The organism is Rahnella victoriana, from assembly GCF_021276285.1.
GTDB classification, from domain to species: domain Bacteria; phylum Pseudomonadota; class Gammaproteobacteria; order Enterobacterales; family Enterobacteriaceae; genus Rahnella; species Rahnella victoriana.
The window spans coordinates 2779059-2799633 of the sequence record NZ_CP089919.1; the positions used below are offsets into that span (position 1 = coordinate 2779059).

18 protein-coding genes are annotated in these 20575 nt (G+C 55.3%); 15 read left to right on the plus strand and 3 right to left on the minus strand.

The window, feature by feature from the left end; genetic code table 11:
• The first annotated feature begins 44 nt into the window (after positions 1 to 44).
• The 7 genes from J9880_RS12930 (at position 45) to J9880_RS12960 (ending at position 7986) form a co-directional block, all read left to right on the plus strand.
• Positions 45 to 1487, plus strand: a complete 1443-nt coding sequence (locus J9880_RS12930; protein WP_095925195.1) for a sensor histidine kinase — start codon at positions 45 to 47, stop codon at positions 1485 to 1487.
• Entirely contained in the window at positions 1484 to 2242 is a 759-nt protein-coding gene (gene qseG / locus J9880_RS12935) for a two-component system QseEF-associated lipoprotein QseG (protein WP_232769440.1), read from the plus strand. Before J9880_RS12930 ends, qseG begins: the two co-directional genes overlap by 4 nt.
• Complete coding sequence (glrR, locus tag J9880_RS12940; RefSeq protein WP_119822676.1) at positions 2239 to 3576, plus strand: two-component system response regulator GlrR; 1338 nt, start codon at positions 2239 to 2241, stop codon at positions 3574 to 3576. Before qseG ends, glrR begins: the two co-directional genes overlap by 4 nt.
• A 154-nt stretch (positions 3577 to 3730) precedes the next feature.
• On the plus strand, positions 3731 to 4069 hold the full coding sequence (gene glnB / locus J9880_RS12945) for a nitrogen regulatory protein P-II (protein ID WP_013574351.1): 339 nt from the start codon (positions 3731 to 3733) through the stop codon (positions 4067 to 4069).
• Between the two features lie 356 nt (positions 4070 to 4425).
• A complete protein-coding gene (locus J9880_RS12950) occupies positions 4426 to 4947 on the plus strand; it encodes a sorbitol dehydrogenase family protein (RefSeq protein WP_095923048.1) in 522 nt (173 codons plus the stop codon).
• A gap of 26 nt (positions 4948 to 4973) precedes the next feature.
• On the plus strand, positions 4974 to 6575 hold the full coding sequence (locus J9880_RS12955; RefSeq protein WP_095923047.1) for a GMC family oxidoreductase: 1602 nt from the start codon (positions 4974 to 4976) through the stop codon (positions 6573 to 6575).
• 10 nt (positions 6576 to 6585) lie between these two features.
• Complete coding sequence (locus J9880_RS12960) at positions 6586 to 7986, plus strand: c-type cytochrome (protein ID WP_095923046.1); 1401 nt, start codon at positions 6586 to 6588, stop codon at positions 7984 to 7986.
• Between the two features lie 64 nt (positions 7987 to 8050).
• Here J9880_RS12960 and hmpA read toward each other — a convergent pair whose 3' ends face one another.
• Positions 8051 to 9241, minus strand: a complete 1191-nt coding sequence (gene hmpA, locus J9880_RS12965) for an NO-inducible flavohemoprotein (protein WP_095923045.1) — start codon at positions 9239 to 9241, stop codon at positions 8051 to 8053.
• 333 nt (positions 9242 to 9574) lie between these two features.
• Here hmpA and glyA point away from each other — a divergent pair, with 333 nt between their 5' ends.
• Positions 9575 to 10828 (plus strand): serine hydroxymethyltransferase, encoded by a 1254-nt coding sequence (glyA, locus tag J9880_RS12970; protein ID WP_232769441.1) that lies wholly within the window; start codon positions 9575 to 9577, stop codon positions 10826 to 10828.
• A 164-nt stretch (positions 10829 to 10992) separates the two neighbouring features.
• On the plus strand, positions 10993 to 12153 hold the full coding sequence (locus J9880_RS12975; protein ID WP_095923043.1) for a 3-phenylpropionate MFS transporter: 1161 nt from the start codon (positions 10993 to 10995) through the stop codon (positions 12151 to 12153).
• Here the strand turns inward: J9880_RS12975 and csiE are convergent.
• Positions 12150 to 13430, minus strand: a complete 1281-nt coding sequence (csiE, locus tag J9880_RS12980; protein WP_095923042.1) for a stationary phase inducible protein CsiE — start codon at positions 13428 to 13430, stop codon at positions 12150 to 12152. The two genes, J9880_RS12975 and csiE, sit on opposite strands and share 4 nt — an antisense overlap.
• 185 nt (positions 13431 to 13615) lie before the next feature.
• On the opposite strand from csiE, the gene J9880_RS12985 reads away from it, so the two are divergent.
• Both J9880_RS12985 and J9880_RS12990 read left to right on the plus strand, forming a co-directional pair.
• Positions 13616 to 14281, plus strand: coding sequence for a DUF1007 family protein (locus J9880_RS12985; RefSeq protein ID WP_232769442.1), 666 nt, complete (start codon positions 13616 to 13618; stop codon positions 14279 to 14281).
• Positions 14272 to 15291 carry a nickel/cobalt transporter gene (locus tag J9880_RS12990; RefSeq protein WP_232769443.1) on the plus strand — a complete coding sequence of 340 codons (1020 nt, stop codon included), beginning with the start codon at positions 14272 to 14274 and terminating at the stop codon, positions 15289 to 15291. The genes J9880_RS12985 and J9880_RS12990 overlap by 10 nt, the downstream gene beginning before the upstream one ends.
• 106 nt (positions 15292 to 15397) lie before the next feature.
• Here J9880_RS12990 and suhB read toward each other — a convergent pair whose 3' ends face one another.
• On the minus strand, positions 15398 to 16201 hold the full coding sequence (suhB, locus tag J9880_RS12995; protein ID WP_112288934.1) for an inositol-1-monophosphatase: 804 nt from the start codon (positions 16199 to 16201) through the stop codon (positions 15398 to 15400).
• 127 nt (positions 16202 to 16328) lie between these two features.
• Between suhB and trmJ the strand changes: the two genes are divergently transcribed.
• The 4 genes from trmJ to pepB all read left to right on the plus strand — a co-directional run bounded on the left by trmJ (position 16329) and on the right by pepB (position 20549).
• A complete protein-coding gene (gene trmJ / locus J9880_RS13000; RefSeq protein ID WP_113875974.1) occupies positions 16329 to 17066 on the plus strand; it encodes a tRNA (cytosine(32)/uridine(32)-2'-O)-methyltransferase TrmJ in 738 nt (245 codons plus the stop codon).
• Positions 17067 to 17281: 215 nt separating this feature from the next.
• Positions 17282 to 17779: a Fe-S cluster assembly transcriptional regulator IscR gene (iscR, locus tag J9880_RS13005; protein WP_095923037.1), complete on the plus strand. Its 498-nt coding sequence runs from the start codon at positions 17282 to 17284 to the stop codon at positions 17777 to 17779.
• Positions 17780 to 17985: 206 nt separating this feature from the next.
• On the plus strand, positions 17986 to 19155 hold the full coding sequence (locus tag J9880_RS13010; protein ID WP_133822844.1) for an IscS subfamily cysteine desulfurase: 1170 nt from the start codon (positions 17986 to 17988) through the stop codon (positions 19153 to 19155).
• Positions 19156 to 19238: 83 nt separating this feature from the next.
• The gene (pepB, locus tag J9880_RS13015; protein WP_162928550.1) at positions 19239 to 20549 is read left to right on the plus strand and encodes an aminopeptidase PepB; all 1311 of its coding nucleotides are present in this window, start codon (positions 19239 to 19241) and stop codon (positions 20547 to 20549) included.
• The last annotated feature ends 26 nt before the right edge of the window (positions 20550 to 20575 follow it).

Below are 20575 nucleotides of genomic sequence, written 5' to 3' on the forward strand. Positions count from 1 at the left end.
TCAAACCGTTGTCCGCTAGCATGACGTTATCTGTGGTCAATGAGATGAATGCGTTGAAAAGAGGACGTTTATTCCCCGGTTCGCTCCGCCAGCTGGTACTGATGGCTTTCCTGCTGGTTCTGCTTCCGTTGCTGGTGCTGGCTTATCAGGCGTATGACAGCCTCGATCAGCTCAGCCGTCAGGCGGCACGCATTAACCGCACCACGCTGAGCGACGCCCGTCGCAGTGAATCCATGTCCAGTATTGCGCTGGAGATGGAGCGCAGTTACCGCCAGTATTGTGTTCTCGATGATCCGACCCTTTCCCGCCTTTACCAAAATCAGCACAAACAATACGCGCAGTTGCTGGATGCCCATGCGTCGGTATTGCCGGATTTACGTTACTACCAGACGCTGCGCACCTTGCTGACGCAACTGACCCAACCGGTTTGCCGCAATAACTCGCCGGATGCCGAATCCTCGGCGCGGCTGGAGAATTTCTCACGTACTAACGCCGAAATGGTACAGGCGACGCGGGAAGTGGTGTTTTCGCGCGGGCAACAACTTCAGCGCGCGATTGCCGAACGCGGCCAGTTTTTTGGCTGGCAGGCGCTGGTGCTGTTCCTGCTCAGTGGCGCGCTGGTGCTGCTGTTTACCCGCATGATTATCGGACCGGTGAAAGGCGTCGAGCGGATGATCAACCGGCTGGGAGAAGGGCGTAATCTCGGGGATGTCACGCGCTTTAAAGGCCCGCGGGAAATCCGCTCGCTGGTGCAGCGCATCGTCTGGCTGAGTGAGCGGCTGGCGTGGCTGGAATCCCAGCGTCACGAGTTTCTGCGCCATATTTCTCATGAGCTGAAAACGCCGCTCGCCAGTATGCGTGAAGGCACGGAATTACTGGCGGATGAAGTCGCCGGGCCGCTGACGCCGGATCAAAAAGAGGTGGTGGCGATCCTCAATAACAGCAGCCGCCATTTACAGACGCTGATCGAGCAACTGCTCGACTATAACCGCAAGCTGGCAGATGCGCCGACGCTGAGTGTGGTGGTCGACCTTAACGCGCTGATCGATGAGGTGGTGACCGCCAACAGCCTGCCTGCCCGCGCCAAGAAGATCCGTACCGAGGTTTCCATCGATGCGCCGCAGTGTCTGGCCGAGCCGACGTTACTGAAACGCGTGCTGGATAATCTCTATTCCAATGCGGTGCACTACGGGGCTGAATCCGGTACTATTTGGGTCCGCAGCCGGCAAGCTGAAGGACGGGTGAGAATTGAGGTGGCGAACACCGGCACACCGATCCCGCAAGCCGAGCGCGCGATGATTTTTGAACCTTTTTACCAGGGTAGCCAGCAGAGAAAAGGGGCCGTAAAAGGCAGCGGTCTGGGGCTGAGTATTGCTCAGGATTGTATTCGCCGTATGCATGGAGAGCTGCAACTGGTTGCCGTTGAGGATGCGGACGTCTGTTTCCGTATCGAATTGCCCCTGACGGCTGAGAAGAATGAAGAATGATCACATTTTCAGGCTGGCTGCGTGCCGTATTCCGCCGCCGGGTCATCGTATTGAGCGCCACACTGGCGCTGGCGGGCTGCGTCACGCATTCCGCCGATAACCGCTATTATCAGCAAGTCTCCGATCAGGTTGTCCCGGACAGCAAAGTGATCGATTTTCGCATCGCGCCCTGTGAAACCTTGTGGGCGCTGGATGACAGCGACGCCGTGACCAATTCACTGTACTGGTTGCGGGCGATGGATTGCGCCGAACGCATGAGTGATGCACAGGCGCGTTTCCAGGCGCAGCAGATCCCCGCCACCCGCTGGGAAGAGGTGTTTAAACAAAGCATCCTGCTGGCCGGTGCGGAACCGGATCAGCAGCAGCGCCGTGCGTTGCTGGCGAAAGTCAGCCAGTACCGTGGCGAAATGCCGGGGTCGATCCGTCCGCTGGTGCAGTTATGGCGTGAGCGCCAGAACCTGCAGGTGGTGCTGGGGGATGAAAAAGCCCGCAACGCCCGTCAGCAGGCAGTAAACGAAGAAAAAATTCAAATGATGACGGCACAGCAACAGGTGCTGGAAGACAGTCTGGCAGACACGCGCCGTAAGCTGGAAAACCTGACCGACATTGAACGTCAGCTTTCCTCGCGTAAACAGATCCAGGGGGATTTACCGGATAACGACGCCAGCACGCCGGCGACGAAACCGGCTTCCGGCAACGCAGTGAAACCGGCTGAGACGTATACGCCACCGTCTAAGGATCCGAACGCAAAATGACGATACGCAAAGCGGCCAGTTTATTGCTGGTTGATGATGATCCCAGCCTGCTCAAGTTGCTGGGAATGCGCCTGACCAGCGAGGGTTTCCGTGTCACCACGGCGGAAAGCGGTGCCGAAGCGCTGCGTGTCCTGCACCGGGATCGTATCGATCTGGTGCTGAGCGATTTACGCATGGATGAAATGGACGGCATGGCGCTGTTCGCCGAGATCCAGAAATTTCAGCCGGGCATGCCGGTGATTATTCTTACTGCCCACGGCTCGATCCCCGATGCAGTAGCGGCCACCCAGCAGGGCGTCTTCAGCTTCCTCACCAAACCGGTCGACCGCGATGCGTTGTATAAAGCCATCGATGAAGCGCTGGCGCAGTCCAGCCCGTCGGCGGATGAAAGCTGGCGTGAGGCGATTGTCACCCGCAGCCCGATCATGCTGCGCTTGCTGGAACAGGCCAATATGGTCGCGCAGTCTGACGTCAGCGTGCTGATTAATGGTCAGAGCGGTACCGGCAAGGAAGTGCTGGCGCAGGCCATTCACGGTGCCAGTCCGCGCGGCAAGAAAGCCTTTATCGCCATTAACTGTGGTGCGTTGCCCGAACAGTTACTGGAATCCGAACTCTTTGGACACGCCAAAGGTGCCTTTACCGGCGCGGTGAGCAGCCGTGAAGGGCTGTTTCAGGCGGCGACCGGCGGCACGTTGTTCCTCGATGAAATCGGCGATATGCCGCTGTCGTTGCAGGTGAAATTGTTGCGCGTATTGCAGGAGCGCAAGGTGCGCCCGCTCGGCAGCAATCAGGATGTCGATGTGGACGTGCGGATTATTTCGGCGACGCACCGTGATTTGCCGAAAGCGATGGAAAAGGGTGAGTTTCGCGAAGACCTGTTTTACCGCCTGAACGTGGTCAGCCTGAAATTGCCGACGCTGAGTGAACGCTCTGAAGATATCCCGCTACTGGCGAATCATCTGTTGCGCGTGGCAGCCCAGCGGCACAAACCTTTTGTGCGCAGTTTTTCCATCGATGCGCTGAAACGGCTGATGGCCGCCAGCTGGCCGGGCAACGTGCGTCAGCTGGTGAACGTGATCGAGCAATGCGTGGCGCTGACGTCGGCGCCGGTGATCAGCGAGGCACTGGTGCAACAGGCGCTGGAAGGTGAAAACACCGCGCTGCCGACATTTGCCGATGCGCGTAATCAGTTCGAACTCAATTATCTGCGCAAGCTGCTGCAAATCACCAAAGGCAATGTCACGCAGGCCGCCCGTATCGCCGGGCGTAACCGCACCGAATTTTACAAGTTGTTGTCGCGCCACGAGTTAGAAGCGACCGATTTTAAAGAGTAACCGGAATTTACTTTCAGAGGCTTGAGGTACATTCCTGCCGCTGAACTATGATACCTTTAGCGCCTTCGCATGCCTCAGGCATCCGAAACCAGACTGTGAACCATGCTGCCGCTCAGGAAGGCGGAGAGCAAACGAATGATTATAAGGGTCCGCCATGAAAAAGATTGATGCGATTATCAAGCCATTCAAACTCGACGACGTCCGTGAAGCACTGGCTGAAGTCGGGATTACCGGGATGACCGTGACCGAAGTGAAAGGCTTTGGTCGTCAGAAAGGTCACACCGAACTGTACCGTGGTGCGGAATACATGGTCGATTTCCTGCCAAAAGTGAAAATCGAAATTGTCGTGGCGGATGACATCGTGGATACCTGCGTGGAAACCATCATGACCACCGCACAGACCGGTAAAATCGGCGACGGCAAAATCTTCGTGTTCGATGTCGCGCGTGTGGTGCGTATCCGTACCGGCGAGCAGGACGAAGAAGCGATTTAATGTGTCAGCAGGGCGGGTAATGTCCCGTTACCGGCCCTGAGTTTTACCCTTCTGCTTTTTTCTGCACTCTCCTCCCTGTTATACCAATCCATAATCCCCCGCGCATTCCCTTTGCCTGAATGACCCCAAAAAATGCTATTTGTTAGTTTTGTGTGAAGTTTGTAGGGTTTTTATTGTGACTTCATTGAAAAAGTGAGAGTAAAATCACGTTTGTTGTTATACCAGTTCGATAAATATGTCAGATACGTTGTAGTCACCAACTAAAACAATTCAGGGTGAAAGTATCTGGCTGCCGGAACTGGTGTGGATTGATCTCCGTTGATCGTGGTTTTCACACCCATTCAAAAGGCTTTGCAATGTCACCACATGAAAAACCCATACGCATTTCCCGTCGCGTATTTTTAGGGGGCGCACTGGCGGCGCTTTCCGTCCCGCTGATGAACAAACTGCTGCTCAGTCCGGTTTATGCCGCGCCGGTAGCCGGTTTGTCTCAGGCAAAACAGGATTTCACCCAACTCTCGCTGTATTTAACCGGTCATGATCAGTTAGATCCGGTCCTTTCTGAACGTTATTACCAGACCATGCTGGCGCTGTACCCGGATTTCACCGCGCAGGTCCAGGCGTTGCAGGCGTTTATCACGGCGAATCACCTTGACGCCGCTGACCTGCAAAAAGCCCTGGATACCCGGCAGCCCGCGCTGGCGAAACTGCCGCGCAGCATCTTACAGGCGTGGTATCTCGGCGTGGTCGGCGATGGCAAACAGGCGGTGTGTCTGGCGTATGAAAATGCGCTGATGAATGTCGCGGTTCGCGATCATCTCAACCCGCCGAGCTATGCCTACGGCGCTTACGGCACCTGGGCAAAACAGCCTGTCTGAAAATAACGTTCAAAAAGGGTTAAACAATGAGTGAACAACTTTCCGCTGACGTCGTCGTCATCGGCTCAGGGATCTGCGGCTCGCTGGTCGCGCAGCGTCTGGCAAAACAGGGCATCTCCGTCATTATTCTGGAATCCGGCCCGCGTATTGATCGCGGTACGCTGACCGAAAACTTCCGTAATTCACCACGCAAAAAAGACTTTATGTCGCCGTATCCTTACTCGGACTGGTCGCCGCATCCGGTATACAAACCGGAAGATAATGATTATCTGCAACAGCAGGGGCCGTATCCGTTCCCGGCGGAATATATCCGTATTATGGGCGGCACCACCTGGCACTGGGCGGCGCAGGCGTGGCGCGTTCTGCCAAACGATATGAAGATCAAAACGTTGTACGGCGTGGGGCGTGACTGGCCGTTATCCTATGACGAACTGGAACCGTTTTATTACGAAGCCGAAGTGAAAATGGGCGTCTCCGGTGCGCCCGATAACGGTTCACCGCGCAATCAGCCGTTCCCGATGGAACCGGTCGCGGAATCCTGGCTGCAACAGCGTTTTCGCGAACGTCTGGCACCCGGCGGCTATGACGTGATTGTGAACACCACCGCGCGTAACAGCCGTAACTACGACGGGCGTCCGGCCTGTTGTGGCAACAACAACTGTATGCCGATTTGCCCGATTGACGCGCAATATCACGGCGGCATCGCCGCGCAGGCTGCCGAAGCGGCGGGCGCAAAACTGATCACCAGCGCGGTGGTTTACCGCCTCGAGCACGACGAGAAAGGCCGCATTGTCGCCGCGCATTATTACGATCCGGATAAAGGCGAACATAAAGTCACGGCGAAAAACTTCGTTCTGGCCGCCAATGGCATCGAAAGCCCGAAACTGCTGCTGATTTCCGCCAGCGATAAATACCCGGACGGACTGGCCAACAGTTCCGGCACCGTTGGCCGTCATCTGATGGATCACCCGAGTAACTCGCTGACTTTCGAAACCGAAGAGCCGCTGTGGGCCGGGCGCGGACCGATGAGTCCGGCGTCGATCAACAGCCTGCGCGACGGCGATTTCCGCAAAGATTACGCCTCATTCCGCATCGATATCGCCAACTCGTCGCAGGTGCAGTCCGTCACCCAGGACTTGCTGGCGGAAGGCGTTTACGGCATCAGCCTGGATAACGAAATCCGTCGCCGTGCCTCGCACCAGACCAGCCTGAAAAACGTCATGGAGCAACTGCCGAACTACGACAACCGCATCATTCTCAGCGACAAAAAAGACAAACTGGGTATTCCTAAACCGGCGGCGATTTACCACATGGACGATTATGTACATCGCGGTATGGCGCGCGCCGTGAAGGAATATACCGAGATTGCCAGACTGATGGGCGGCACCAATTTGCGCTTCAGTAAGCCGGGCGTTTACGGCAACAACCAGCACATTACCGGCACGATGAGCATGGGGCATGACCCGAAAGATTCCGTGGTGGATGCGTTCGGACGCACTCATGACCATGAAAATCTGTTCATCACCAGTACCGGCGTAATGCCAACGTCTGCCACGGTCAACTCCACGCTGACTGCGGTCGCTCTGGCGTTACGTACCGCTGATCATCTTGCCAAAACTGCGCTATAGGCTGACTGACATGACTCTGAACCGTTTATCTCAAAAACGTCTGACGGGCGCATTGCTGGCCTTTGGCCTGAGCCTCAGTGCGGGCGCAGCGTATGCCGCGTTGTCGCCGCAACAGGATGCGCTGATTAAGAAAGGCGAATATGTCGCGGTGGCCGGTGACTGCGTGGCCTGCCATTCCACCGAAGGCGGCAAGCCGTTCGCCGGTGGCCTCGGGCTGGCGACGCCGCTGGGCACCATTTATTCGAGCAACATCACGCCGTCTAAAAAAGACGGCATCGGCAATTACACGCTGGAACAGTTTGAACACGCGGTGCGCGATGGCGTGCGTGGCGACGGCGCGAATCTTTATCCGGCAATGCCGTATACCTCGTATGCCAAAATCAGCGATGACGACATGAAAGCGCTGTACGCCTATTTCATGCAGGGCGTACAACCGGTGGATGTGCCGTCAACGCCGACCGCGCTGCCGTTCCCGTTCAACGTGCGTTTGTCGATGGCGGGCTGGAATCTGCTGTTTCTCGAGAAAGGCGCGTTTAAAGCCGATCCGTCAAAAAGTGATCAGGTGAACCGCGGCGCGTATCTGGGGGAAGCCCTCGCGCACTGCAGCACCTGCCATACGCCGCGTAATGCGCTGATGGCCGAGCAGGGCGATAAAGCCCTGGGCGGCAGCAGTCTGGGCACCTGGTTTGCGCCGAATATCACCCCGGACGCGGTCAGCGGCATTGGAAACTGGAGCACGGATGAAATCGCCGGTTACCTGAAAACCGGTCACGCGCCGGGTAAAGCACAGGCAGCGGGGCCGATGGCGGAGGCGATCGATCACAGTCTCAGCCATCTGAGTGACAGTGATTTGCAGGCCATTGCCGTGTGGCTGAAACAAACCACCCCGGTGAGTCAGGAAGGGCAGGCGAAAGCCGCCGACCAGTTCGGCACTCCGGCCAGTTATGTCGATAATCTGCGTGGCGTTGCGCGTCCGGCCGATGCCGATAAAATGACCGGCTGGCAGGTGTACGACGGCTATTGTGCCAGCTGTCACCAGCCCGACGGGCGCGGCAGCAAGGACGGCGGATTGCCTTCGCTGGTCAACAATACCGCGCTGGGACACCTGAACAGCGACAATCTGGTGATGGCGATCCTGCATGGCGTGCAGCGTGGTCCGGAAAGCCACAATGTCGCGATGCCGGCATTTGAACATTTGCTGTCAGATACGCAGGTTGCCACACTGAGCAATCAGCTGTTGCAGCAGTTCGGTAACGATCAGGCGAAAGTGACGCCGCAGCGGGTGAAGGAATTACGCGCTGGCGGTAAACCTTCGCCGTTGCTGGAACTGGCGCACTGGGGCATGGGCATTGCGGGGCTGATTGTTATCCTGCTGATCGCGCTGTTCCTGGTTCGCCGCCGCCGTCGTTAATCTCTGCTGACGCGGCAACAAAAAAGGCTGACATTTTGCGTCAGCCTTTTTTTTCGGGCGCGGATTAAATCACTTTATGCGGGCCGAAGCATTCGTAGTGAATGTTCGCTTCGCTGACGTTCATCGCCAGCAACTGTTTCGCCGCGAACTGCATAAAGCTCACCGGACCGCACAGATAGAAATGCATCGCCGGATCGCTCAGCTGACCGCTGACTTTGCTCAGATCCATCAGCCCCTGATACTGGAAATCTTCACCGGGTAAATCATTCGCCTGTGGCTGGTTATACCAGACATGGCTTTCCAGTTTTGGCAGACGGGCCTGCGCGCTTTTCACTTCACCGGCAAACGCATGCACCGCGCCGTTTTCTGCTGCGTGCAGCCACTGCACCGGCGCGTGATGTCCGCATCCGGCCAGCGTGCTGAGCATACCTAACATCGGCGTCTGACCGACACCGGCAGAAATCAGTGCCACCGGCGTGGTATCGCTGATATCCATAAAGAAATCACCGTGCGGGGCGGCCAGATGAACGATGTCACCCGTTTGCGCGACATTGTGCAGGAAGCTGGACACCGCGCCCTGGCCTTCGCGTTTTACCGCGATGCGGTAAGTTTTGCCGTTCGGTGCCTGGGTCAGGGAATACTGACGGATTTCCTGATTTTCCAGCGAGGCATCGCGGATGTACACCGCCAGATATTGCCCCGGCCGGAAGTCAGCCACCGGTTTGCCATCCACAGGTTCCAGCAGGAAAGAGGTGATCAGTTCACTCTGCGGTTGTTTTTCAACAATGCGGAATTCACGGGTGCCACGCCAGCCACCGGCTTTTCCGGCGCTGTCCTGATAAATCTCGGCCTCACGATGGATAAACACATTTGCCAGCACGCCATAGGCTTTGCCCCACGCATCCAGCACTTCCTGACCCGGACTGAACATTTCATCCAGCGTCGCCAGCAGGTGTGCGCCGACGATGTTGTATTGCTCAGGCTCAATGGTGAAGCTGGTGTGTTTTTGCGCGATGCGTTCCACCGCAGGCAGCAACGCCGCCAGATTGTCGATATTGGCAGCGTATGCGCAGATGGCATCAAACAGCGCCTGACGCTGATCGCCGTTGCGCTGGTTACTCATATTGAAGATGTCTTTCAGCTCGGGATTATGCGCAAACATGCGGTCATAGAAGTGTGCAGTCAGTTTCGGGCCGGTCGCGGCGAGCAAAGGAAGGGTGGATTTAACGGTGGCGATAGTGGCTGAATCAAGCATGGTGAACTCCGTGTCTGTGATGACTTTATCTAAACATGTATTTTAAATGCATCTTATATAAACCCACAATTTCTGTAAACACCCCCTAAAGGGGTAGGGGGATTCAGGGGGGCGCGCTGAGTCACAAAGCTGAAATTTGTACATGTTCAGGTGAATATATATCCCTTGATTATGGGCGGAGGTTCTTAGATCAAAGCCTTGCTGTATCTGGAGCCAATCGTTTGCCTAAAAACCTGAAACTGACCCTATCCGAAGGCCGCTTAAACATTTACACTGTTGCGCAGAACCCGGAAGGGGCGTTTATTTTTTAGTTTGTTGAGTCAGGAGATGCGGATGTTAAAGCGTGAAATGAACATTGCCGATTATGATGCTGAGCTGTGGGCAGCAATGGAAAAAGAAGTTGTTCGTCAGGAAGAACATATCGAGCTGATTGCGTCAGAAAACTATACCAGCCCGCGTGTCATGCAGGCTCAGGGTTCGCAGCTGACCAACAAATATGCCGAAGGCTATCCGGGCAAACGTTATTACGGTGGTTGTGAGTACGTCGACATCGTTGAGCAACTGGCTATCGACCGTGCAAAAGCATTGTTCGGTGCCGATTTCGCCAACGTTCAGCCACACTCCGGCTCACAGGCCAACTTTGCGGTATACACCGCGCTGCTGCAACCGGGCGACACCATTCTGGGGATGAACCTCGGCCATGGCGGTCACCTGACTCACGGTTCACCGGTTAACCTGTCCGGCAAACTGTACAACGTGGTGCCTTACGGCATCGACGAAAGCGGCGACATCGATTACGAAGACGTGAAACGTCAGGCCGAAGCGCACAAACCAAAAATGATCATCGGCGGTTTCTCCGCATTCTCCGGTATCGTTGACTGGGCAAAAATGCGTGAAATCGCAGACAACGTGGGCGCTTACTTCTTCGTTGACATGGCACACGTTGCCGGTCTGATCGCAGCAGGCGTTTATCCGAACCCGGTTCCGCACGCACACATCGTGACCACCACCACGCACAAAACGCTGGCGGGTCCACGCGGTGGTCTGATTCTGGCAAAAGGCGGCGACGAAGAGTTCTACAAAAAACTGAACTCGGCTGTCTTCCCTGGCGGCCAGGGCGGCCCGCTGATGCACGTGATTGCCGGTAAAGCGGTTGCACTGAAAGAAGCGATGGAACCTGAGTTCAAAGCGTACCAGCAGCAGGTGGCGAAAAACGCCCAGGCAATGGTGGCGGTGATCCTGGAACGTGGCTACAAAGTGGTTTCCGGCGGCACCCATAACCACCTGTTCCTGATGGATCTGGTGGATAAAAATCTGACCGGTAAAGAAGCCGATGCCGCACTGGGTCGCGCGAACATTACCGTCAACAAAAACAGCGTTCCTAACGATCCGAAGAGCCCGTTTGTGACGTCCGGCGTGCGTATCGGTACTCCGGCCGTGACCCGTCGCGGCTTCAAAGAAGCGGAAGTCCGTGAACTGGCTGGCTGGATCTGTGACGTGCTGGACAACGTGAACGACGAAGCGACCATCGAACGCGTTAAACAGAAAGTTCTCGACATTTGTGCACGCTTCCCGGTTTACGCGTAATATTTTGCGAAGCCGTTAAGCTGCTAAAACCCGCCACGGCGGGTTTTTTTATGGGCATGTATCAGAATTTGTGAGCTGGCAGACATTACGGGAGTATGAAAGCGTCTGCGGATTGCTAGCGATTGTGAGCTTTGTCAAAGTATTGGCCTCACACCGGAGGATTTATGGAATTGCGTTCCACGCGCTGGCTTGCACTCAGTTATTTCACCTATTTTTTCAGTTACGGTATTTTTCTTCCCTTCTGGGGCTTATGGCTAAAAGGCGAAGGCATCTCCTCCGAAAGCATCGGCCTGCTGCTCGGCGCGGGTCTGGTCGCCCGTTTTCTTGGCACGTTAATCATTTCGCCCTCCATTAAAGATCCTTCTTATCTCATCACCGGTTTGCGTATTCTGGCGCTGCTGACTCTGGCCTTTGCCGTCGGCTTCTGGTTTGGCAACGGCTGGGCGTGGCTGATGATCAACATTGCCGGTTTCAGTCTGTTCTTTGGTCCGCTGGTGCCGCTGACCGATGCGCTGGCGGGGACGCTGCAACGTCAGATCAACATGGATTACGGCAAGGTGCGCGTCTGGGGTTCCATTGCGTTTGTGATCGGTTCCGCAGTGACCGGCAAGCTGGTTGAGGTCTATGGCCATAACGCGATTTTGTACACGCTGACCGCCGGTGTGGCAGCGATGCTGCTGGGCATGTTGCTGCGTCCGAGCGTGAAACCGGTGGGCGAGCCGAGGCAAAGCGGCGCGGCGGGTATTTCGTGGAAAGCGTTGCTCGGCGAAAAACCGGTCTGGCGGTTTCTGTTATGCGTCACGCTGTTACAGGGCGCGCATGCGGCCTATTACGGTTTCAGCGCGATTTACTGGCAGGATGTCGGCTATTCCTCAACGACCATTGGTTATCTATGGTCGCTGGGCGTAGTGGCAGAAGTGCTGGTATTCACTTTCAGTCATCAGCTGTTCCGGCGCTGGTCGGCGCGGGATCTCCTGTTGCTGTCGGCGTTCTGCGGGGTGGTCCGCTGGGGACTTATGGGGGCGTTTACCGCGTTGCCATGGCTGATCGTGATTCAGATTTTGCACTGCGGTACGTTCACGGTTTGCCATCTGGCCGGGATGCGTTTTATCGCGGCGCGTCCGCGTGATCAGGTGATCCGTCTGCAATCGGTCTATTCCGCGCTGGCGATGGGCGGCGGCGTGGCGGTGATGACCATGGTGTCCGGTTTCCTGTTCGAACATCTGCATGCCGGATTATTCTGGGTGATGGCGCTGCTGGCCGTACCGGCGATTTTCCTGCGTCCGGCGGTTACGCCGTCAGCGCCGGAGGTTTCCACCCGCTAGGGGGCTTCGAGCAGCGAGCGGATACGTTTTCGCTGCTCTTTTGCCAGCGGCAATTGTGTGTGGATCACCAGCGGATCGGCGTCGGTGCTGCGGGTGGCGTAAGGCGTGACAATCATCGCCACGCCGCTCGGCGCACCGAATTTATAGAAATCCGCCAGTGTCTGATATTTGATATTCAGCGGCAGCAGCGTCGCTTCGCGGATCTGCTGTTCAACGGCCTCTTCCAGCTCGGGATTATCATGGGTCAGCAGCAGGATCTGTTTCTCCTGCAAGGCGTTACCCTGCATCAGCCACGCGCCGAAGGTGATCGCCACCAGCCCGACTTCATCTTCTGACAGCGTGATCAGGTATTCGTGTTCAAAACCCTGCAAGGCTTCGCGGGTGGTACGCACCAGACGCGGATACATGCGGTTCACTTCTTCCTGCATCAGATTGTCGATGCCAATGCCGAAATGACAGCGTTCAATTGCCGGGCCAAGATGGGCGAAAAGCTGGCCGACCAGCCCTTCATAGCTGCTGAACTTCATCCCGGCGATGTCCTGAAAACGCGCCACCATGTTCTCAATTTCTAACAGCAGCCGCTGATCTTCGGTCGAGCCGGAACTCTGGTAACTGTGGATTTTCAGCATGCGTAACATCAGGGTGAAAAACTCACACTCGCAGTCATCCAGCAGGCCGTTGCTCAGTTCCTGTAGCTGGATAAACAGCTCACGGGCCGCCGGATATTCAGGCTTTTCGCGCAGCCAGCGGCGCTGTTGTTCGGTGAAGCGCAGACCGGTCGCACCGTTGTTTTGCCACAGACAATATTGCAGACAAATCAGCATCAGCTGGCGGTCATGCCCGCTGAGCGGTTTGGGTAACAGCGCGCCGGAATCTTCCAGCACCATGCCCAGAATGTCGGTGCGCAATGCCGCCTTCGGGCAGGTCTGACCTTCGAAAGCGATATGCAGCCACGGGATAAAATGGCGGGAAACAAAGTCCGGCGAAATGCGCAACGTCCGGCGCAATCCCTGAAATAAACACAGCCGCTGCGCCAGCGCATCGCCCTGAATGCGGCATTCTTTCTCGCTGTATTGCAGCACATCAAGCTGGTGGATCCGCTGAATTTCGCAGGTCACTTCCGCCAGATCTTCCCAGGTCGTGCCTAATCCGACGCCGTTAATTTCGCTGATGATCTCCAGCTGAACCGCCGTCAGCGGCGCGTACAGCATCAGCAACACGTGGCAACGGCGTTGCGTAGCGGAAAGCGCAGGGGAGGGCTGTTTGTCTGGATTCATATCACCTACCGGAAAGGTATCACCTGAAATTATTAGTCAAGCATAGCAAAGGCAATGCCCGCAATAAGGCGCGGGGATTGGGTTTTACTCCGGCTTACAACTCAGATCACAGATATTTTTGACGACTGCTTAAATGCACAGCAAAATACTGTTACTTAGTAACAATATATGGCGCTGATATGGAAATGACGTTAACCCGGGCCCGGAACCGGCCTTTCTCCCGTTACGGCAAATGGCTGGGAGTTGCGCTGTTCTGCCTGCCCGCCACGGTCATGGCGCACCCGCACAGTTTCATTGATATGCAAACCACGCTGGTGGCGAATGACACCTCGCTGACCGGGCTGAAAATGGTCTGGACGATGGACGAAATTACATCCGCAGATTTGCTGTACGACGCGCAGAACGCCAAACCCGGTTCAGATATCTGGAAAAAACTGGCGGCGGAAGTCATGGCGCGGGTGCTCAGTCAGCATTACTTCACTGACTTTTATCGCGAAGGTAAACCGGTTAAATATCTCGACTTGCCCAGCGAATATCAGCTGTCGCGTAAAGGCGATCAGGCGGTGCTGGAATTCGTATTGCCGCTGGCGAAGCCTCAGGCTCTGGCCGGTAAACCGATGGAATTCTCTACCTTCGATCCTTCGTATTTTGTTGATATGACGTATAAAGACAAAACCGCGCTGCACCTGCCGCCGGAACTGGAAAAACGTTGCACGCTGGCGCTGTTTACGCCGAAGCCTGATGCCTCGCTGCAAAACTACGCGCTGTCTCTCGATAAGGCTGATGCCCCGCCTGAAGATATGGATCTTGGTCAGCAATTTGCTCAGAAGGTCACGCTGGAATGTCATTAATCTCCACGCCACCGAAAACCCTCTCATGGCGCGATCTGTGGCCGCTGGCCATATTTCTGTTGCTGCTGGCGGGCGGCGCTTTTCTGTTAATCCATTACTGGCCGCGCATTTTGCTTAGCAGCATTATCTGGCAGCGGGAATTGCATCAGGAACTGGCCGGACTGTTGCGGCAGGTGAAAGAAAATCCGATGCAGTCGGGCATGACGCTGGCCGGTTTCAGCCTGATTTATGGCGTGATCCACGCCATCGGGCCGGGGCACGGTAAAATTGTGATCACCACGTATCTGGCAACCCATCCTTCGCGACTGAAAAGCAGCCTGAAACTGACGTTTGCCTCGGCGATAGTGCAAGGACTGGTGGCGATATTGCTGGTCAGCGTGGTGCTCGGTGTGCTGCAACTTTCCTCGCGTCAGCTGCATCAGAGCAGTTTCTGGATGGAGCGGGGCAGCTTCATTCTGGTGATGTTGCTCGGGTTATTGCTGTGCTGGCGGGCGCTGAAACGGGTGTGGCAGACGATAAAAAGTCTGCGTCCCGCGCCGGCAATGAAAATCCACAGCCTGTCGCCGATGGGCAGTGAAACACATGTCCACGATGAACATTGCGGCTGCGGACATCAGCATGTACCGAGCGATCAGCAACTTCAGGCGGGCGGCGATTTACGCACACAGATAGCGATTGTGCTGGCGATGGGATTACGCCCGTGCTCCGGTGCGATCATGGTGTTGCTGTTTTCCAAAGTGATCGGCGTGTACAGCTGGGGCGTGATTTCAGCCATTACGATGGCCATCGGCACCTCGCTGACCGTCTCGCTGATTGGCGTACTGGTGTTTTACAGCCGTGCGCTGGCGGTGAAACTGAGCGCAACCCGTACGCCTGCGGCCTGGCAGCGGATCACCTGGTCGCTGCTGGCGCTGACCGGTGGGATGGTATTGCTGGTGGTGGGGATAGTGCTCTACAGCACCGGCGGCGGAGACGTTTCGCCAATCACCGGCGGACCTTTCCGGGGATAAGTTCCGGGGTGCAACCTTCATGGGATAAACAGCAGGCATAAAAAAACGGACGCCCGAAAGGACGTCCGTTTTTCTTTGTATTTCTTTCTATCAATAACCGGCGAAATTAACGCTTCAGCGCTTCGCTCAGTTCATCACGCATGGTCATCAGAATACCTTTAACGACGCGTGGGTTGCCTGCAACGATGTTGCCAGACGAGAAGTGGTTATGGCCGCCAACGAAGTCAGTCACAACGCCGCCTGATTCACGAACCAGCAGTTCGCCACCGGCGAAATCCCAAGGCTTGAGGGCGATTTCGAAGAAACCGTCAACGCGGCCAGCCGCCACGTAAGCCAGATCCAGCGCAGCAGAACCGGTGCGACGGAAATCTGCACATTCGGTGAACAGTTTGCCAACCACATTCATGTAGCTGGTCGCGTGTTGTTTTGCTTTGAACGGGAAGCCGGTCGCCAGAATGGTGCCGTCGAGATCTTTCGCGTTAGTACCGCGCAGACGATAACCGTTCAGCTGTGCGCCCTGACCACGGGTTGCGGTGAACAGTTCGTTACGCATTGGGTCGTAAACTACCGCGACTTCAGTGCGGCCTTTGATGCGCACGGCGATAGAAACAGCGAAGTGTGGGAAGCGTTTAACGAAGTTGGTGGTGCCATCCAGCGGGTCGATAATCCATTGTACGTCTTTGTCTTCGCCTTCCAGTTCGCCACACTCTTCACTGATGATGGTGTGTTTTGGATAGGATTTGCGAATGACATCGATAATCATGTGTTCTGCATCGCGGTCTACGTTGGTAACAAAATCGTTGGTACCTTTTTGTGTAGATTCTACAGAGTCTGGCGTTTCGTAATGTTTGGCAATCAGGTTACCGGCCTTGCGCGCAGCGCGCACGGCGATGGTGAGCATCGGATGCATGGATATCTTCCAACTAGGATGTTAAAGAACGGGAATACGGGAAACGGCGCGCAGTATAGCAGGGGTTCTGAAAATTAACTACCGTTGTGTTAGGCTGTTGTGATTTTCCGTCTGGCTAAGAGTTCCTATGCTGCCCAATATCCGCATTGTATTAGTAGAAACGTCTCACACTGGCAATATGGGCTCTACCGCCCGTGCCATGAAAACCATGGGTTTATCAAGTCTTTATCTGGTGAATCCGCTGGTAAAACCTGACTCTCAGGCTATCTCGTTATCTGCCGGTGCCAGTGATGTCATCGGTAACGCGACCATTGTGGATACGCTTGATGAAGCGCTGGCCGGTTGCAGCCTGGTGATCGGCACCAGCGCGCGTTCCCGCACACTGCCGTGGCCGATGCTTGAACCGCGTGAATGTGGTGAGCACAGTGCGAAAGCGGCACAAACCGCGCCGGTTGCGCTGGTGTTTGGTCGCGAACGCGTCGGGCTGACTAACGAAGAACTGCAAAAATGTAACTACCACGTGTGTATTCCGGCGAACCCTGAATACAGCTCGCTGAATCTGGCGATGGCCGTGCAGATTATTGCCTATGAAGTGCGCGTTGCGCATCTGGCGTTGCTGGAAGCGGAAAAACCGCAAATCGAATACGAAGAAACGCCGTATCCGCTGGTCGACGATCTCGAACGTTTCTATCAGCATCTGGAAAAAACCTTGCTGGAAACCGGCTTTATTCGTCAGGCACATCCGGGGCAGGTGATGAGCAAATTACGCCGTCTGTTTACCCGTGCGCGACCTGAATCTCAGGAATTAAACATCCTGCGCGGTATCCTGACGTCGATTGAAAAGACAAATAGCAACAAAGAATAAGCAAAGGGATTTGATTATAAAAACAGTATTCAGTTTTTTAATCAAAAGGTTATGCGTTGTTCGTGAATGACAAAATTAGTGCGTAATGGCCGGGTTTGTAATACTTGAGTAAAACAGTAGGTTAAATAGTTGACTGTTTTACTCGGGAATGGCAGACTCGTTTGCATGTTCCGTACTATTGAATTTTTAAGTCATTTTAAACAGGTAACCATGCTATGAGACTGACATCCAAAGGCCGTTATGCCGTGACCGCTATGCTCGACGTTGCACTGCATTCACAGGAAGGACCAGTACCACTGGCTGACATTTCTGAGCGTCAGGGTATTTCCCTTTCTTACCTGGAGCAGCTTTTCTCGCGCTTACGCAAAAATGGTCTGGTTGCCAGTGTTCGTGGTCCGGGCGGTGGTTATCTGTTAGGTAAAGATTCCGGCGATATCGCCGTTGGCGCAGTGATTACTGCCGTTGACGAATCTGTCGATGCTACCCGTTGTCAGGGTAAAGAAGGCTGCCAGAATGGCGAACGCTGCCTGACTCACACCTTATGGCGTGATCTGAGCGAGCGCATCAGCGGCTTCCTGAACAACATCACGCTGGCAGAGCTGGTCAACAACCAGGAAATCCTGGAAGTGGCCGACCGTCAGAACGGTGAAATCCGTCGTCAGCCTGCTAATGGCCGACAAATCGAAACGATTAATGTGAACTTACGAGCGTAATTGCTTAGTCAGCATTGATAACTGATTTAAAAAGCCCGCGGAAATGCAGATTTCCGCGGGCTTTTGCTTTTATGACGTCAATTCTTACCGATTAGTGCCAGCAAAGTGTCATTTCCCTTTTAAGAATCTGTGAACCCGTTTTAAACTGGATGTCGTTTTTAATTCTATCGTTCGACGCCGAACGCGCAGTCCGGAGCTTACCCGCCATGAAATTACCTATTTATCTCGATTACTCTGCCACCACGCCGGTTGATCCGCGTGTTGCACAGAAAATGATGCAGTGTTTAACACTGGACGGTACTTTCGGTAATCCGGCTTCCCGTTCGCACCGTTTCGGCTGGCAGGCTGAAGAAGCAGTGGATGTGGCGCGTAACCAGATTGCTGAGCTGATCAATGCCGATCCGCGCGAAATCGTCTTCACGTCGGGCGCGACGGAATCGGACAATCTGGCGATTAAAGGCGCAGCCCATGCGCATCGCGCGAAAGGTAATCACATTATTACCAGCCAGACGGAACACAAAGCGGTGTTGGACACCTGTGCGCAGCTGGAAGCGGAAGGCTTCGAGGTGACGTATCTGGCTCCGCAGCCTGACGGTTATATTCCTCCGGCGGCGATTGAAGCGGCGCTGCGTCCGGATACCCTTCTGGTGTCCATCATGCAGGTGAATAATGAAATCGGTGTGGTGCAGGATATTGCGACTATCGGCGAACTGTGCCGCAGTCGTGGCATTCTTTTCCATGTCGATGCCACGCAAAGTGTGGGGAAAATCGCCATTGACCTGAGCGAACTGCCGGTTGATCTGATGTCATTTTCCGCGCACAAAATCTACGGCCCGAAAGGGATCGGGGCGCTGTACGTGAGCCGTAAACCGAAAGTGCGGATTGACGCGCAGATCCACGGCGGTGGCCATGAACGCGGCATGCGTTCCGGTACCTTGCCGGTGCACCAGATCGTCGGAATGGGCGAGGCGTATCGCATCGCCAAAGAGGAAATGACCGCTGAAGTCGCGCGACTGACCGAACTGCGCGATCGTTTATGGAAAGGCATTCAGCAACTCGATCAGGTGTTTCTCAACGGCGCACCAAAACATGCCGCGCCAAATATTCTCAACGTCAGTTTTGCCGGTGTTGAAGGGGAATCCCTGATCATGGCACTGAAAGATCTGGCGGTGTCATCAGGGTCGGCGTGTACGTCGGCCAGCCTTGAACCTTCTTACGTTCTCCGTGCGTTGGGATTAAGCGAAGAACTGGCGCACAGTTCCCTGCGTTTCTCTCTCGGACGCTGGACGACAGAAGAAGAAATTGATTATGCGATTGCGCTGGTGGTGAAATCTGTCCGCCGCCTGCGTGAGTTGCCCCCTGTCTATACGAAATGAAGTGCCGCCCGATAAAAGGGTGATTTGCCTGTCATTGAAAAAATGAATATTCATTGAAGATAAAAAACATCAGGAGTGCAGTTATGAGTTCCGAAGTCACCACCAATGAAGCAATGTCCGTATTCCTTTCCTCTCAGCCTGCCGATGCGCGCTGGGGCGAAAAAGCCACGCTGAGCACCGATTCTGCCGGTATGACCATTCATTTGAATGGCGGCGATGTGCTGACGGTCATTGCCCGTGCTGCGCGTCGTATCGACGGTCAGGGTGTTAAAAACGTGAAGCTGGCCGGTGAAGGCTGGGATCTCGAAAACAGCTGGGCATTCTGGCAGGGCTTCCGAGGCCCGAAAGGCGCACGCCATGTTGAATGGGCTGAACTGTCTGAAGATGACGCGAACACGCTGAAACAACGCCTGAAAATCATCGACTGGGTGCGTAACACTATTAACACCCCGGCGGAAGATTTGTCGCCTGAACAGCTGGCGACCCGCGCGGTTGATCTGATGTGTGAATTTGGCAACGAAAAAGTCAGCTACCGCATCACTAAAGGCGACGATCTGCGTCAGCAAAGCTACATGGGCATTCACACTGTCGGCCGTGGTTCTGACCGTCCGCCGGTATTCCTGGCGCTCGATTACAACCCGAGCGGTGACGCTGAAGCACCGGTTTACGCCTGTCTGGTCGGCAAAGGGATCACCTTTGATACCGGCGGCTACAGCCTGAAACCGAGTGCTTCCATGGATTCCATGAAAGCGGATATGGGCGGCGCGGCCACCCTGACCGGCGCACTGGCGCTGGCGGCGGCTAACGGCCTGAACAAACGCGTGAAACTGTACCTGTGCTGCGCGGACAACATGGTCAGCGGCAACGCGCTGAAACTGGGCGATATTATCCGCTACCGCAACGGCAAAACCGTTGAAGTGATGAACACCGACGCCGAAGGCCGTCTGGTGCTGGCCGATGGCCTGATCGACGCGTCTGCGCAAAACCCTGAACTGATCATTGATGCGGCAACGCTGACCGGCGCGGCGAAAACTGCACTGGGTAACGATTATCACGCCCTGTTCAGCTTTGACGATGCACTGGCGGGCGAGCTGCTGGAAAGCGCGAAAGCCGAACACGAACCGTTCTGGCGTCTGCCGCTGGAAGAGTTCCACCGTTCACATTTACCGTCTAACTTTGCCGAGCTGAATAACATTGCCGGTCCTGCGCATACTGCGGGTGCGAGCACGGCGGCAGCGTTCCTGTCGCATTTCGTGACGGAATATAAGAAAGGCTGGCTGCACATTGACTGTTCTGCGACTTACCGTAAAAGCGCGGCGGATCAGTGGTCTGCCGGTGCAACCGGTTTAGGCGTACGTACCGTGGCTAATCTGTTATTAGCCAAAGCAAAATAAGCCGTAAAACATTTGCATGAAGCACA